Source organism: Staphylococcus succinus (genome assembly GCF_029024945.1).
GTDB lineage: Bacteria > Bacillota > Bacilli > Staphylococcales > Staphylococcaceae > Staphylococcus > Staphylococcus succinus.
The window spans coordinates 78,367-94,408 of the sequence record NZ_CP118976.1; the positions used below are offsets into that span (position 1 = coordinate 78,367).

Consider the following 16,042-nt stretch of genomic DNA (forward strand, 5'->3'; position numbering starts at 1 on the left):
GTTTAGGATTGTAACTGTTCGGCAGGCGAGACCTAGACCATTAATAGATGATTTTATCTTAGGATAAGTGTGTCTATTTATGGTTTAGGTCTCTTTTTATTGTTCTAAATCACATGGGAGTGAGAAAAATGGGAAATGATCAAAGAATGGCTGATGAAATTTTAAAAAATATCGGGGGTATTGATAATGTAAAAAATTTAACACATTGTATGACACGTTTAAGATTTGTATTAAAAGATGACAGTAAAGCAAATGATGAGAACATAAAAGATATAGATGGAGTAATGGGTTTGCGTAAACAAGGGGGACAATACCAAGTTATCGTCGGTAATAACGTTTCGAAGACGTATGCTGAATTAATGAAATTAGGTGTGAGCGGTGGTGCTAAAAGTAATGAACCAGTTAAAAAGAAAAAATTAACACTCAAACAAATTGGTATTAACATTTTGGATGCCATCATTGGTACGATGTCACCGTTAATTCCAGCCATTATCGGTGGATCAATGATTAAATTATTGGTAATGATTTTGAATATGACGGGGGTATTATCGGAAGAAAGTTCCACATATAATATATTAAATACCATAGGAGATGCGCCGTTCTTCTTCTTACCGATGCTTGTCGCAGTATCGGCAGCTAAGAAATTTAACAGCAATGTGTTCCTAGCTCTAGCAGTCGCAGGAGTCATGGTTCATCCAGTATTTATGGAAATTATGGAAAAGGCATCTGAAGGTCAAGCAGCAACATTTGCATATATTCCAGTTATGTCTGTGAAGTACACGTATACAATTATACCTGCAATTGTCATGACTTGGTTACTAAAATACATTGAAGATTTAGTAGATTATATTACGCCAATTGTTATGAAAAACTTTTTGAAACCGATGTTAATCTTATTAATCGCAGCGCCCATTGCGATTGTTATTGTAGGACCGACTGGTATTTTAATTGGTACAGGATTATCTCAAATTGTATTTTTTGTACATGGTCAATTAGGATTTCTAGCAGTAGCAATTGTTGGTGCGTTATGGCCATTATTAGTTATGACAGGCATGCACCGTGTGTTTACACCAACGATTGTGCAAACTATTGCAGAAACAGGAAAAGAAGGCATGGTGATGCCATCAGAGATTGGTGCAAATTTATCTCTTGGCGGTGTTTCGCTGGCAGTAGCATTGAAAACTAAAAATAGAGAATTACGTCAAACCGCATTGGCAGCAGCATCATCAGCCATTATTGCCGGTATTACTGAACCCGCACTATATGGCGTAGCAATCCGATTAAAGCGTCCAATGATTGCAGCAATGATTACGGGATTTGTTGCGGGAGCGGTTGCGGGGCTTGCAGGGCTTGCAAGTCGATCTATGGCAGCCCCTGGATTGTTTACAAGTGTGCAATTTATAGATCAAGATAATCCCATGAGTATCATATGGATTATAGTCGTTATGGTCTTATCCATTGTGCTGTCGTTTATTTTAACGTTAGTGCTTGGCTTTGAAGATATTCCTGAATCAGAAGATGATGCATTAGATATAGGGACGAGAGGAAATATGATTGTTGAATCTCCAGTTAAAGGTAAAGTGAAACCAATTGAAAGTGTTGAAGATGATGTATTCAGTAGAGAGGTGATTGGAAAGAGTGTTGCGATTGAACCCATCGGTCATAACATTTATGCGCCTGTCACAGGTACAGTGACTTCCGTCTTCCCAACAAAACATGCAGTTGGTATTACAAGTGACGATGGTGTTGAAGTGTTAATTCACGTAGGTATCGATACAGTGAAGTTAGGTGGAGCGCCATTCACTTCTGCAATTGCACAAGGTGATCACGTAAAAAGTGGTGACGTCATTGGTACTTTTGATTTATCCCAAATTATTGAAGCGGGTTATGACCCTACAACAATCGTAGTAATTACAAATACAGATGATTATGACGCTATTACAGCATTCGACAGCACTGATGTTGAGGCGCATACATCAATATTAGGAGTGGTTAAAAAATGACTATAAATTATTTCCCAGAAAATTTTCTTTGGGGTGGCGCTATTGCAGCAAATCAGACTGAAGGTGCGTGGGACATAGATGGTAGAGGATTAAGTAATATAGACTTAATCCCTCATGGCCCTGACCGTCAATCCATTAAATTAGGATATAAAAAAGCTAAGATGAGTGATAACGAATATTATCCGAGTCACACAGGAATAGATTTTTATCATCGTTATAAAGAAGATATTGCTTTACTTGCTGAAATGGGATTGAAAGTGTTTAGAACCTCTATTTCTTGGAGTAGAATTTATCCAAATGGCGATGAAGCTACACCAAACCAAGCAGGTATCGATTATTACACTGATTTATTTAAAACATGTAAAGCCCATAATATGGAGTTACTCGTGACACTTGCGCACTTTGATATTCCAATGGGTATTGTAGAGCAATATAATGGTTGGAAGCACCGAGCAACCATCGATTTATATGTTAAGTTTGCAGAAACGTGTTTTGAATGTTTTGGGGATTATGTTAATTACTGGATTCCATTTAATGAAATTAACGTAGTGTTACATAGTCCATTTTCAGGCGGTGGATTATACTTTGATGATACTGAGAATAGAGAAGAGAAGTTATATCAAGCAGCGCATTATATGTTAGTCGCAAGTGCAAGCGCTGTTGAAAGTTGTCATCGTATTACACCAAAAGCTAAAATTGGGTGTATGATCGCTGGTGGCAGTTTCTATCCTTATAGCTGTAATCCGGAAGATGTTTGGCAGTCTATGAACGATGAGAGAACAAATACATTCTTTGTAGATGTCCAAGCGAAAGGGAAATACCCTTATTATATGGATGCATTCTTTAAATCTAAAGGTATTCATGTTGATATCAGTGAAAATGATAAAGACATATTGAAACAAACTGTAGACTTTGTAGCCTTCAGTTATTATGCATCTAGAACTTCCATTGCTGATATTTCAAGAGTGGAAAAGAATGAAGGAAATATTATTGTATCTGCCAAGAACCCTTACTTGAAAATGAGTGACTGGGGATGGGTCATTGATCCACTTGGTTTAAGAATTACGATGAACCAAATATATGAAAGATTTGAGAAACCACTTTTTGTCGTAGAAAATGGTTTAGGTGCAAAAGATATCATAGAAGCAGATGGAACCATTCAAGATGATTATCGTATTGATTACATGAACCAACATTTTCAAGCGATGTATGATGGCATCCAAGATGGCGTGCCACTATTAGGCTATATTAGTTGGGGCGTTATTGATTTAGTATCCGCATCAACAGGAGAAATGAGTAAGCGCTACGGAATGATTTTTGTAGATAAAGATGATGCTGGTGACGGAACTTTAGCGCGTAAAAAGAAAAAATCCTTCGATTGGTATAAACAAGTCATACAACAAAATGGAGTAGAAATATAAATAGAGAGAATCAAGTGTTTACACTTGATTCTCTCTCTATTTATGAAGCCTTATTGGGTTTGAACTTTTGCCTAGTAATTCTGTAACTTCACTAGAGACATCACTTTAGAGGATTGAGTTCATTAATTACTGATACCATATCTTCATGAAGCACTAAGCTGGCACGACTGTCATAAGGTGTAGCATCTCTATTGATAATAATAAGATTTTGACCTTTGAAATTTGAAATAAGCCCTGCTGCTGGTTGAACTACGAGCGATGACCCTAGGACGACTAATGTATCTGCTTCTTTAATTTTATGTAAGGCATTAAATATAGTGCTTTGATTTAATATTTCTCCATACAGCACAATGTCGGGTCTGATCGCGTTGCCACATGACTCACAAGTACGTAAATCATTGTCAATGACATCACATTTCGAATAATGATTATGGCACTGCACACAATAAAAGTGATTTAAGGTACCATGTAGTTCGTCTACGTTCACACTGCCTGCATCTGTATGTAGACCGTCAATATTTTGGGTAATCACACCTAAGGATTGATGGTTTTTTTCAAGTTGTGCTATCCATTGATGAACAATATTAGGCTGTTTATTAGCAAAAAGTAAGTATTTATGACAAAAATTAATAAATCCTGTTGGGTCACTTTGTAAATAATCTGCACTTAATAAGTATTCCGGTAAGTAGCCATCTTTCGAAACTTTGTCATATAAACCACCTATAGAACGAAAATCAGGAATGCCACTTGCCACAGAAATCCCTGCACCTGTAAAAAATGTAATTTTATCGGAAGTATCAATAATGTCTTTGAACAGTTCAATATTACGATTCATAGCAAACAACTCCACTTAAAGATTAAATTTCAATTTCAAAACTTATTTTAGCAAATATAGAAAAATAAAGAAATGCGATGAACAGAGTAATAAGATGCTAGATACGTATTTAGTCATACAACTAATAAGTAGGGTATATTATTATAAATTAAAAAAAAGGGAGCATTTTATTTAAAATGCTCCCTTAAACTTCTTATATTTATGTTTGTTCTTCAATTTCTTTTATTTTTAGTTCGGGATCTTTTGTAACGCTATCCAGTATATCAATAAATGTATTTAGCATTTGTTCGATTGTTGTTGCATCAAACAATTCACTGGCATATTTTAATGATAATTGATAATCCTCATGACCTTCGATCATCATGTGTAAATCAAATTTAACATTGGTGCCGGAAACTTCTTTTTCTTCAATTTCCCAATCGTCTATTTCCAATATTGTATTATTGATATTTTGAAATGCGAATGTTACATCATGCAATGTAGAGCGTTTTAAACCATGTTTTTCGGTTACTTCATCTTTCAATTTTTCAATAGGATAATCTTGATTGTCTAAAGCTTTTAATGATAAGTCTGTAATTTCTGATAGTAATTGATTGAATGATTTATGACTTTCTGGGTATCCACGCATAGCAATCCTGTTAAAAAAGGCGCCTATGACTTTTTCAGTGTTTTTGTGGGTACGTCCGGAAACAGGACTACCAATGACAATATCTTCTTGATGTGTATATTTACGTAATAAAATAAATAATGAAGTTAATAAAATCGTGTAGTCGGTGCTACCAGTTGTTTGCGCTAAACTTTGCATTGCATCTTTCAGTGCACTCGGCATATTTACAGTAACGGTTTTACCTTCAAAAGTCTGTTGCTTAGGTCTCGGACGGTCTAAAGGTAAGTCTAAAATAGGTAATGTATCTTCAAATTGTGATAACCAGAATGTGCGTTGTTTACTAAAATCAGTATTATTAATCCATTCACTGTAATCTTTATACTGTAATTTGACTTCTCCTAACTTGTGCCCTTGATACAATTGTGAAAATTCTCTAATGACATTGTAGATGGATGCACCATCTGAAATAATGTGATGGATATCAAATAGTAAAATATAACGTTGATCATCACGTTTCACTATCTTAACTTTGAATAAAGGCGCTATTTGTAAGTTAAATGGTTTTACAAAATCTTCTAAAAGTTCGTCAATATCAGCGTTTGGTTCTTTTTCATAGTCTATCTTAATCTGTGTATGTGGTTCGATGACTTGTACAAGAGATCCATCAATTGTTTCAAAGCGTGTTCTTAATGCTTCATGTCGATGAATTAAAGATTGAAAAGCGTATTGTACGCGTTCAATATCTACGTTACCTGTAATATTAAATATGCCCGGCATATTATAGGCTGTCGTTTGTTTACCTGCTATTTCGTTCAATATATAAATATGCTGTTGTATTGGAGAAATAGCATAATATGGCTTATCTGTAGCTTTTGGAATATCTTGAATATGTTTCATGTCGCTGCTATTTTTTATAAATTTAGCCAATTGTTCAATCGTTGGTCTTTCAAAAATAATTTTTACCGGTATACGTATACCGGTCTCATTTTCGATTTCGTTTATGATACCTAATGCTTTAAGCGAATGGCCCCCAATATCAAAGAAATTATCCTCTATACCTACACGTTCAATATTCAAGATGTTTTCAAATACTTGAGTCAGCATGATTTCTGTATTATTTGTGGGCGCGACATAACTTTTACTTTCAATTTTAATATCAGGTAATTGTTGTTTATCTAACTTACCGTTAGCTGTGACTGGTATTTGTTCAATTTGTTCTATATATGTTGGAACCATATAATTTGGTAATTGTTTGCTTAATTCTGTTTTAATAGCATCAAACGCAATTACTTTATCTGATACTAAGTAAGCGCATATCGCTAATTCTTCATCTGCCATTGCTTTGGCAATGACTGCAACATCTATAATATCTTCAATTTGACGCAAGATACTTTCAATTTCACCAAGTTCAATGCGATAGCCACGTATTTTTACTTGATCGTCGATACGTCCTAAATATGCAATATTTCCATCATCTTGCCACTTTGCTAAATCACCCGTACGATATAATTTACCTTCACCGAATGGATTGTCGATGAATTTTTCTTGAGTTAATTCTGGACGATTTAAGTAACCATCAGTTACGCCTACACCACCAATACAAAGTTCTCCAGGCATATTAATGCCCATAAGATTATTGTCTTCGTTCATAATATACGCTTGCGTATTGGCAATAGGCTGACCAATGGGTATAGCCTCATAGGTAACATGGCTTTCACAATCAAAATTGGTAACATCAATCGTAGTTTCAGTGGGCCCATACACATTAATTAATTGTGTATTGTTTGTTTGGCCAATCCATTTGTTAAATTCATTCACTAATTCTGCTGTCACTGCCTCACCGCCAACTAAGACATAGTTTAAACTAGAAAGTAAGTGTGCTTGTTTTGTCGACTTAATGTAAGTGATAAACGGATTAAACATAGAAGGCACAAAGACAGCTAGTGTTACTTTAGAATTTTGAATTAATGAAGTAATGCGTTCTGGGTTACCTTCTTCACCTGAAGGTAATATTGTTGCCTGTGCACCCACCATTGCCCATCCAAATAATTCCCATATAGACGGATCAAAGGTAAAAGGCATTTTAAACAGAATGTTGTCATCACTACTGATATTAAATCGATGAATTCTTCTATTAAGATTATTCATCACGCTTCTGTAAGACATCATGACACCTTTAGGCTTTCCAGTTGTTCCAGAAGTATAAATAACACACATTAAATGAGTTACATCTGTGACATGCGGCAAGTTTTCTACAGGTTCTGTTGATGCGTTAGCATGGTCCTTCAAATCTATAATTGTTTGATTAAATTCAATAGCATTGTCTATAGCGCAATCGGTTAGTAATACTGTCGCTCGACTATCTTCTAGGATATAGTCGATACGGTCATTGGGATAATTTGGATCAATTGGAACGTATGCGGCGCCAGCTTTTAGAATGGCATAAATACCAATAACCATTTCTAAATGACGGTGTGTCATTATGCCTACAAGACGATTAGGTTTAACGCCATTATTACGTAACTGATGCGCTAATTGATTCGCACGAGCATTTAATGCTTGATAGCTTAGACTTTCACCTTCATATGTGATTGCTGTTTTCTCTGGTGTTTTAGCTACTTGATTTTCAAAACGTTCTATAAATGTCGCTGAATTATTAAGTGATAGTTGTGTATCGTTAAAATCATTTAAAACGAGTGACCTTTCTTCTTTTGCAATAATCTCAATTTCACTGATTTTTTGCATTGGGTTTTCTAATATTGCATTTAAAATTTCTATAATATTAGTGTGTAAGCGCATAACTTCTTTTTTACTAACAATATCTATTTGGTAATCATAATCTATATCTAAATTATCTTCGCCATGCCTATTACTTATATTAAGATTTAATGGGACATTAGTAGTTCCGGAGTCTAACCACTCCTCTGAATATCCTCTTTTTATAAAGTCAGCATTATGTTGTGTATTTTGGAATGAAAGGACGAAATCTAGTAAGCCTTTAGCATTGCCACTATCTTCTAATATATAACTATTTGCATACTTTCGGTGTTTTAATACGTTGAAAGTTTCCTTTTTTATTGTTCGTAAAAAAGTATCGATAGATGAGTGTTTATCAATTTCAACGATGATAGGTAACACTCTTGAATAAACGCCCGTTACTTTCTTTTCAAATTGCGTATTCCTATTGTGTAATACTAATCCAATCGAGTTTTTGTTTGATGAAGTTTTTTTATGTTTTAAAATCTGCATAACTGCAGAAAATAAATTACTAATACTTAATGTGTTTCTTTCACAAAAATTTATAATTTTTTGTGTGAAGTCGTCTGATAATTGATAATTTAGTCTATCTCCTTGAGCGCTATGCATCCAGTTATTCTCGAATAACTCATTATCTTCTAAATTTTCTGTTTTTTTGAGCCAAAATTGTTTATCTTTTACGAACCTTCCAGAATTTTTATAATTTATTTCATCTTCAATACAATTTAAATACGTATACTCAAAATTCTCATTTTTGTTCCCGTAAATTAAAGATTCACATAAGGTGTTTCCAGCTATGGTCATACTCCATCCATCTGAAATAATATGATGCTGCAGTAATAATATACCGGTATCTCCTTGGGGAAGTGTTAAAATCACAAATTTAAATAAGTCACTATTCAAATTGAATATATTTGATTTTACCTGTGTATGAATCCATTGATCAAAGCCTTTTTGATTGGCATTAAAATCGATATAATCAAACGTTTTACTTTGAAATGCATCAATATATTGCTTATACTCGGTGTTCACTTTTTTGATTTTAATTCTATAACTATCATGTATTTGTATTAAATGATTTAGAGATTTCTCAATATCTGATGTTTTAACTTTATCTTTGATAGTCACAAGCGCTGCAATATTATTAATACTTGTATTTTCATAATATTCCTCTAACTGAATAATTTCACGTTGTGCTTCAGATAATATATAGTCTTTCATTGAATTTATCCTCCATGTTTTCAATTTATATAATATTTAATTATATAAATTATATATGTTCGAAGTGTTTTGAATAGTGACTTGTGGTTACATGTCACTACACTATGATGTTATAACATAATTAGCAGAGATAGGCACCTATTTGTCTGTTTTTTTATTTACTTAAGTTACTATAAAAATAAAATGACACCTTTGGAAGTGACTATAATTGTGAGTTAACAAAGTAAGTATTACAATTAAAATCTCGTAAAATACATGGATAGTATTAGGTGCATTTTATTAGTGGTAAAAATGATTAGATGTCTGTGAAGCAAATAAATTAAGAAGAAGCTAAGCAAATACTTGCTTAGCTTCGTTAAAACACTACTTGTCTAAAGGCAATACTCAAAATAAAATAGATATGCTTTTTGACCATAGGTATCAATGTTAATTAACATATAAACGATTGGGACATCAATTTAATATTAAAAGTCAAATACCGTAATTTGGTAATAGGCTTTTTATAATGCTAGAGTCAGGATGTTATAGTTCCGGGTAGAACATCACTTTATCGAAGTGTTTCTTTTTATGAACAATTGCATCAAAAGTTTCAGGCCCTTTTTTTAATTCTAATCGGTCTGAAATCATAGGGGCGACTTTGATGTCACCTGTAGACATGTAATGGAGTGTTGCAGACCATTCTTCTCCAGGGAAAGGCGCAGACAGACCATTCCAAGATCCAATCACATTAAGCTCATTTCGTAATATTTTTTCGAAGTGTGTGCGTTCCATTTCGATATCGGAGTAGGGAATACCGAGTAGTAACACTTCTCCACCTTTGGTCGGCAGTGTTAGGACTTGGCCAATTGTAAATGGTGAACCTGCGGACTCCACCGCCACATCTATATTAAATGGAATCCGAGCTATAGCTGCATCTAAATTTTCATTTTTAGAGTTGATGACATAATCAGCGCCAAAGGTTTGGGCAATGTCTAATTTATGGGAGTCAATATCAATAGCAATGATATTCGCAGCACCAAATATTTTAGACCACTGGATGGCTAACAATCCAATACTACCACAACCCATGATAGCTACTGTCGCACCCGGTTTCATACTTGTTCTATAGAAACCATGTGCGACAACTGCAGAAGGTTCCACCATAGCAGCTGTATCAAAGTCTACATTTTCTGGTAATTTTAAAACGTTAGAAGCAGAGAGCTTAACGTATTCTGCAAAACAGCCCGGTTGATAGGAACCTATGACAAATAGCTGTGCACATCTTGAATAATTTCCTTTTTCGCATTGCTCACAAGCATGACAAACAATAGCTGGACATCCAGTGACTGCATCGCCAATTTGGACATGTGTAACTTGACTCCCGATACTTTCGACAATACCTGAAAATTCATGTCCAAATGTCATGCCTGTTTGATAAGGGCCTAATTTTTTATAACGAGAGATATCTGACCCACATATACCTGTGGCTACGACTTTGATAATCACATCGTCTGCTGCCATAATTTGGGGCGAGGAAGTGTCTTCATATCTCAAATCTTCAGTATGATAAAGGTTTAAAGCTTTCAAAGAGATTCACCTCTTTATTTTCTATAATTTAAAGTTCTAGTTTTATTCGGAAACAACTTTTCTTTTTTTAAATAATTTAGCGCCAAAATAGCCTAAAAATACAACTGCATTACAATAAAGTAAATGATCCATATAAAAGTCAGTAATTCCTCTCATTGGCCCAAGCATAAAATCTAACATCATTTCTACCATAATGACTATCTCCTTATCATTTGAATTTTAAAATGAAATGTAATGAACCAGATTAATTAATGGGGCGGAGTAGTACTTTAATGCCTGCACCATCCTTAATATGCTTGTAACCTTCATCCCATTGTGAAATATCAAGTTCATTGGTGATCAGTGCTTCAGCGTCAACATCTCCATTACTTAATAACTGAAGTGATGGTTCCCAATCAGCGGGCTTTTGGCTTCTACTTCCTACTACACGTATTTCTTTTTGCACGATTTTTTCTAAACTGAAAGGAATTTCAGGTTCTTTAAAAATGCCAACTTGCACATATAACCCTTTTTTACGTAAGATATCAAGCCCTTGTTTGGCTGCAGGTACAGCGCCAGAACATTCTAAGACAATATCGGCACCGTTGCCATCAGTAAGCTCATTTACATACGCTTTTAAATCTGTTTTTTGAATATTTACAACATGGTCTAAATTAAGCTCAGTAGCTTTATCTAATCTTGCTTTATCAGCATCTAATCCCGTGATAATTACTTTAGCCCCTTTACTTTTAACGACTTGGGCTACAAGTAATCCGATAGGCCCAGGACCCATAATTACAGCGACATCATCGGGTTTTATTTCTATTTTAGAGACAGCGTGATGCGCACATGCTAAAGGTTCTGTCATTGCTGCTGCCTTATAAGAAACGTTATCGGGTAGATGGTGAACACTCGCTGCACGTGCTACTAAGTATTGCGTAAATCCACCATTTTGCTGAGTGCCTAAGCCTTTTCGATAGTTACATAAATTATAATCTCCACTTTGACAGTACTGGCATTCACCACATATATAATATGTCGTTTCAGATGTAACGCGATCACCAATTTTGAAGTTTGTGACATTTGCCCCTATGTCTACAACTTCTCCTGAAAATTCATGGCCCAGTGTAACAGGAACATTTACTTTATAATGTCCTTCGTAAGTATGAATATCAGTACCACAAATACCGGCATAATGAACTTTGATTTTGACTTCATCTGCAGTAGGAGAGGGGATTTCTCTATCTAATAATGCTAAGTTTCCGAATCCTAATCCAGTTTTTACAAGTGCTTTCATGTAAAGTCAGCTCCTATATATTAATTAAATAAACTAAAGAATTTGAAAATAATATAATTCAAGATGTTACCACCTTGGTCAAGACTTGAAATTTGAGCGGCTCCAGAAGGCATTTTGACTTTCGTACCATCTGCCATACTTGTGAAAATTGGTGCTACATCTGTTGCAATATATAAGGAAATAGCAATCATGATGGTACCGACAATAACAGAGTGTATGATATTACCACGCGCAGCACCAACGATAAACGCTATAATAAATGGAATCGTGGCTAAATCACCAAACGGTAATACTTGGTTACCAGGTAAAATCACTGCTAATAATACAGTAATAGGTACTAAAATTAGTGCAGTAGCGATTACTGCAGGATGTCCTAATGCTACTGCAGCATCTAGACCAATATAAATCTCACGATCTCCAAAGCGTTTGTTTAACCATGTACGGGCAGATTCTGAGACAGGCATAAGTCCTTCCATAAGAATCTTAACCATGCGAGGCATTAATACCATTACTGCAGCCATCGACATACCCAGATTAATAACGTCTCCTACGTTATAGCCTGCTAATATACCAATTGCTAAACCAAGTACTAAGCCAACAAAGATAGACTCTCCAAATGCACCAAAACGTTTTTGAATTGTTTCTGGATCTGCATTCAATTTATTGATGCCAGGAATTTTTTGTAATCCCTGAACTAGAAAGATACCAGGGACATAAGAAATTGTACTACCAGTAGCAATAGAAACACCTGGCAAATCATAGAATTTGCTCATCATTGGTGCAGTCCAATCTGCTACTTTTAAACAGACGATTTGGAATATAACTGCAGCAACTAAAGATTGCCACAGGCTGCCAGATACAGCGTAGACCATCGCACCACAAAACGTATAATGCCAAAAGTTCCATATATCTACGTTCATCGTGCGGGTAGTCTTCGTTAATAGCATAGCAATATTAATAATGATATCTAAGGGGATAATAAAGGCTGCAATGACTGAAGCCCATGCAATAGAAGAAGTTGCTGGCCAACCGACATCAATCACATTTAGACTTACCCCTAAGTTTTTAACCATGGCTTGTGCAGCGGGCCCTAAATTATTTACTAATAAATCAATAACTAAGAAAATACCTACAAATGCGACACCAATCGTCAAACCAGATCTAAAGGCAGAACCTATTTTTTGTCTGAAAAATAATCCAAGTATAAATATGACGATTGGAAGAATAACGGTTGCCCCTAAATCTAGAAATGCTTGTATAAAATCTACAAATCTACCCATCCCTTACACCATCCTCTTTAATATAAAGTGATGTTGGAATAAATAAAGATGCCATTTTCTAATGAATGAACTTCTTTTATGATATTTATCCCAACTGTTGATTTCATTTAAATTAGCTTTTTAATACATCTAGAATTTCTTTTTTAGTATCTTCAACGCCGATGCCTGTTAAGAAATTACGAGCGTTAATGACAGGGAAATCATATTCTTTTTGTGTCATAGCTGTTGTGACTAATAAATCTGCAGTATCTACGTAAGCACTGACTTCCGATATTTTGATTTGCTTTAAATCTACTTTAATATTATGTTCTTTTGCCATTTCTTCGATTGCGCTATTAACTACCGTTGACGTTGCAATACCTGCACCACATGCGACTAATACTTGTTTCATAATAAATTCCTCCTAATTTTGAGCATTCCATCTTTGAATTGCTCATCCTGTTAAATGTTTAGTGAATAAATATTTACGTTTCAGCTAACTCTTGTTCTATAACTTGTGCGATTTCATTGCGTGTTTTGGCATTTACGATTGTTTTGAGTAATTGATCGTTTTGAAAAACGCCCATTAATTTTTGTAATAATGATAATTGCGCATCTTCTTTATCCATCGCAAGCATAAATATCAATTTGACGTCAGTTGTCTCTTTAACTTCTCCCATAATGACGAATGGGACAGTATCTTTAAGTACGGCGACACCTATGGATTTAGCTTCTACATGCTCAATATCTGTGTGTGGAATAGCCACAGAACAATACACAGTGGGTAACCCAGTAGCAAATGACTTTTCTCTTGCGATAACTGCATCTTTATAAGATGCCTTTACATAGCCATTGCTATACATTAATTCAGCTAATTCACTCAATGCTGCATCGCTTGTTCTAGCCTCTAAATTAAGAATGATATTTGAGGCATCTATCTTTAAACCTTGCATATGACATAACCCCTTTGCTTTAATCTATATTTGAGAACGTCTTAATCGTCTCAAAAATTTGTGATTTCGATTCAGATTGTATGATACTTTGAATGCTTTTATGGTCTTGTGCTAAATCTCGTAATTGTAATAGGGGTCTTAAATGTTTGAATTTATCTGTTGCTGCGATAACTACAAAGATATGAACGTCAAACCCAGTACTGAGTGTTAAGGGTTCTTCTAATACCAACATACTCATAGCTGTTCTATTTACATTTTGTTCATTCTCAGCATGAGGTATAGCAATATTTTGGTGAATAACCATATAAGTTTCGTCAAAGGATTTAATCATTGAATCAATGTAGTTAGCATCTATATATTGTTGTGTCAAAAGTGGTTCGGCTGCTAAACGTATTGCTACTTCCATATCTGAAATGCACTGCGCAAACTGGATATGGTGTATTGGCAATAAATCTTGTAAATTCAAATTACCATTTAACGAAATAGATGATGATGTTATTGAAGCATATGCATGAATATCATCAAATTGATTTTTAATTTCTCGTAACAATACTTGTTCGTTATGAATGTGAGCATGCTCACGTATGATAGCTAGCATTTTTTCAGCGTATATGTCTGTTTCGAAAGTATGATTGAGTTGACCCAACACGTGTTGTCGGAGATCTTGTTTTTCTTGTGCGGTTAATATTGCTTTAGTAATATACAGCCTTTTATGTGTCATGACTTGCATGGGCGAGAACACAACATCAAAATCTAGTGTATAGTGATTAAACTCACGTAGTGAAAGTGCATCTAAAAATATAAATTCTGGAAACACATTTCGTAGTTCTTGTAACATTAATTGAGAAATGGAGGTTCCTTGTGTGCATACGACTACTGCTTTTACTTTTTTATCGATATCTTCGTTTTGTCTTCTTAAAGTGCCACCGATAAGTATTGTTAAATAAGCAATTTCATTATCGGGTAAAGGACGTTGAAAGAACTGTTCCATAGGTTTAGAAGATAATTTAACTAAATGAAATAGTTCTTTGTAATCATCTTTCAGAGTATTCTGTAAACTTTCGATATCAGATAAGTCATATTTGATCCTGTAAAAAGCTGGCTTCATATGAAACATTAGTTGATTGATTAAAGTGTGCCGGTCTTCAAATGTAATAAAAGTGAGTTTCTCGAATTGATTAATCATAGCTTCCAACGCTAATTGTAATGATGGTAAATACTTAGCATCATTTAATTCTGACCATTGCACACTTGTAGATAAAAGTTGCAAGGTAATAAATAATTTCTCTTGTCGAGGTATATCAGGATAGTTTGATGTTAAAATTTCAGTCGCTTGATATTCCTCAGTGTCAGATAGATCATCGTAACCAATTGAAAAAGGTGAAATGATTTTGCCATGTTGAATTCTTCTTATAATGAAATACAGTTTATAGCGCAATGTTTCTGTACTTTGATCAATAAACTTATTCTCTAAATATTGTTCAATTTTGTTAATTTGATCATCAATGATATGAAGTTTTTTTTCTTTTAATTTTAAATTTCGCAAAATATCATCTTGAGTGATATTTAAAGTAAAGATTCTATCAATTAAATTGGTTAAAAGTTTTCTGATTTCAAATTCATTACCCTTGAGATAATATCCCTCCTGTCGTGAATATTTCAGGCTAATTTCATAAGGTGTCAGTAATGATTTTAGTTTTTTCAAATCATTTAATATGGTATTCTTACTCACTTTTAAATCTATTGCAAAATGATTTAATGATAACATTTCATCTTCCCTTAACAACATCAGCAAAATGAGGTGCGCGCGTTGGTAAGCAGTATATACCTGCTCATTTTCCTGTTGGAGAGATGTTGTGGATACATTAAGAAAATTTTTAATCATATCATCAACTATGAAGAAACCTTGACTCGTACGTTCGATTGGCGGGCAATTTTGTTCTACTAACCAATCATTAATTTTTTGGATACGATAGCCAAGCTGTCTTCGCGAAATCTTGAACATCGTTTCTAAGTCTTTCCCTTTAACATTGGGGTTTTTAATCATTTCAGTAATGATATTAAAGTTTTCTGTTTGTATATTAACTCCCTCCTTTGTTGTTGAATCTAATTTAGCACAGGTCATCAAAGAGTTGTACAACTGT

The 16,042-nt window shown here is 34.5% G+C and carries 11 protein-coding genes; 2 read left to right on the forward strand and 9 right to left on the reverse strand.

Translation table 11 applies throughout. The features are described from left to right. Nucleotides 1-128: 128 nt before the first annotated feature. Both ascF and ascB read left to right on the forward strand, forming a co-directional pair. Nucleotides 129-2,003, forward strand: a complete 1,875-nt coding sequence (gene ascF / locus PYW31_RS00330; protein WP_046837622.1) for a PTS cellobiose/arbutin/salicin transporter subunit IIBC — start codon at nt 129-131, stop codon at nt 2,001-2,003. Further along, complete coding sequence (gene ascB, locus PYW31_RS00335; protein WP_046837621.1) at nt 2,000-3,424, forward strand: 6-phospho-beta-glucosidase; 1,425 nt, start codon at nt 2,000-2,002, stop codon at nt 3,422-3,424. Before ascF ends, ascB begins: the two co-directional genes overlap by 4 nt. Before the next feature lie 100 nt (nt 3,425-3,524). Here ascB and PYW31_RS00340 read toward each other — a convergent pair whose 3' ends face one another. From PYW31_RS00340 to PYW31_RS00380, 9 genes are all read right to left on the reverse strand, one after another. Further along, nucleotides 3,525-4,259, reverse strand: coding sequence for an NAD-dependent protein deacylase (locus tag PYW31_RS00340; RefSeq protein WP_046837620.1), 735 nt, complete (start codon nt 4,257-4,259; stop codon nt 3,525-3,527). Nucleotides 4,260-4,458: 199 nt separating this feature from the next. After that, on the reverse strand, nt 4,459-8,844 hold the full coding sequence (locus tag PYW31_RS00345) for a non-ribosomal peptide synthetase (protein WP_046837619.1): 4,386 nt from the start codon (nt 8,842-8,844) through the stop codon (nt 4,459-4,461). A gap of 522 nt (nt 8,845-9,366) precedes the next feature. Beyond that, nucleotides 9,367-10,410 (reverse strand): galactitol-1-phosphate 5-dehydrogenase, encoded by a 1,044-nt coding sequence (locus PYW31_RS00350; protein ID WP_046837618.1) that lies wholly within the window; start codon nt 10,408-10,410, stop codon nt 9,367-9,369. A 42-nt stretch (nt 10,411-10,452) separates the two neighbouring features. Beyond that, entirely contained in the window at nt 10,453-10,602 is a 150-nt protein-coding gene (locus PYW31_RS00355) for a hypothetical protein (protein ID WP_169746242.1), read from the reverse strand. Nucleotides 10,603-10,654: 52 nt separating this feature from the next. After that, nucleotides 10,655-11,686, reverse strand: a complete 1,032-nt coding sequence (locus PYW31_RS00360) for a zinc-binding dehydrogenase (RefSeq protein ID WP_046837617.1) — start codon at nt 11,684-11,686, stop codon at nt 10,655-10,657. Nucleotides 11,687-11,706: 20 nt separating this feature from the next. After that, complete coding sequence (locus PYW31_RS00365; RefSeq protein WP_046837616.1) at nt 11,707-12,966, reverse strand: PTS galactitol transporter subunit IIC; 1,260 nt, start codon at nt 12,964-12,966, stop codon at nt 11,707-11,709. A gap of 112 nt (nt 12,967-13,078) precedes the next feature. Then, complete coding sequence (locus PYW31_RS00370) at nt 13,079-13,357, reverse strand: PTS sugar transporter subunit IIB (RefSeq protein ID WP_046837615.1); 279 nt, start codon at nt 13,355-13,357, stop codon at nt 13,079-13,081. Between the two features lie 73 nt (nt 13,358-13,430). Then, on the reverse strand, nt 13,431-13,898 hold the full coding sequence (locus PYW31_RS00375; RefSeq protein WP_046837614.1) for a PTS sugar transporter subunit IIA: 468 nt from the start codon (nt 13,896-13,898) through the stop codon (nt 13,431-13,433). Nucleotides 13,899-13,917: 19 nt separating this feature from the next. Further along, the gene (locus PYW31_RS00380; protein ID WP_046837613.1) at nt 13,918-16,023 is read right to left on the reverse strand and encodes a BglG family transcription antiterminator; all 2,106 of its coding nucleotides are present in this window, start codon (nt 16,021-16,023) and stop codon (nt 13,918-13,920) included. Nucleotides 16,024-16,042 lie beyond the last annotated feature (19 nt).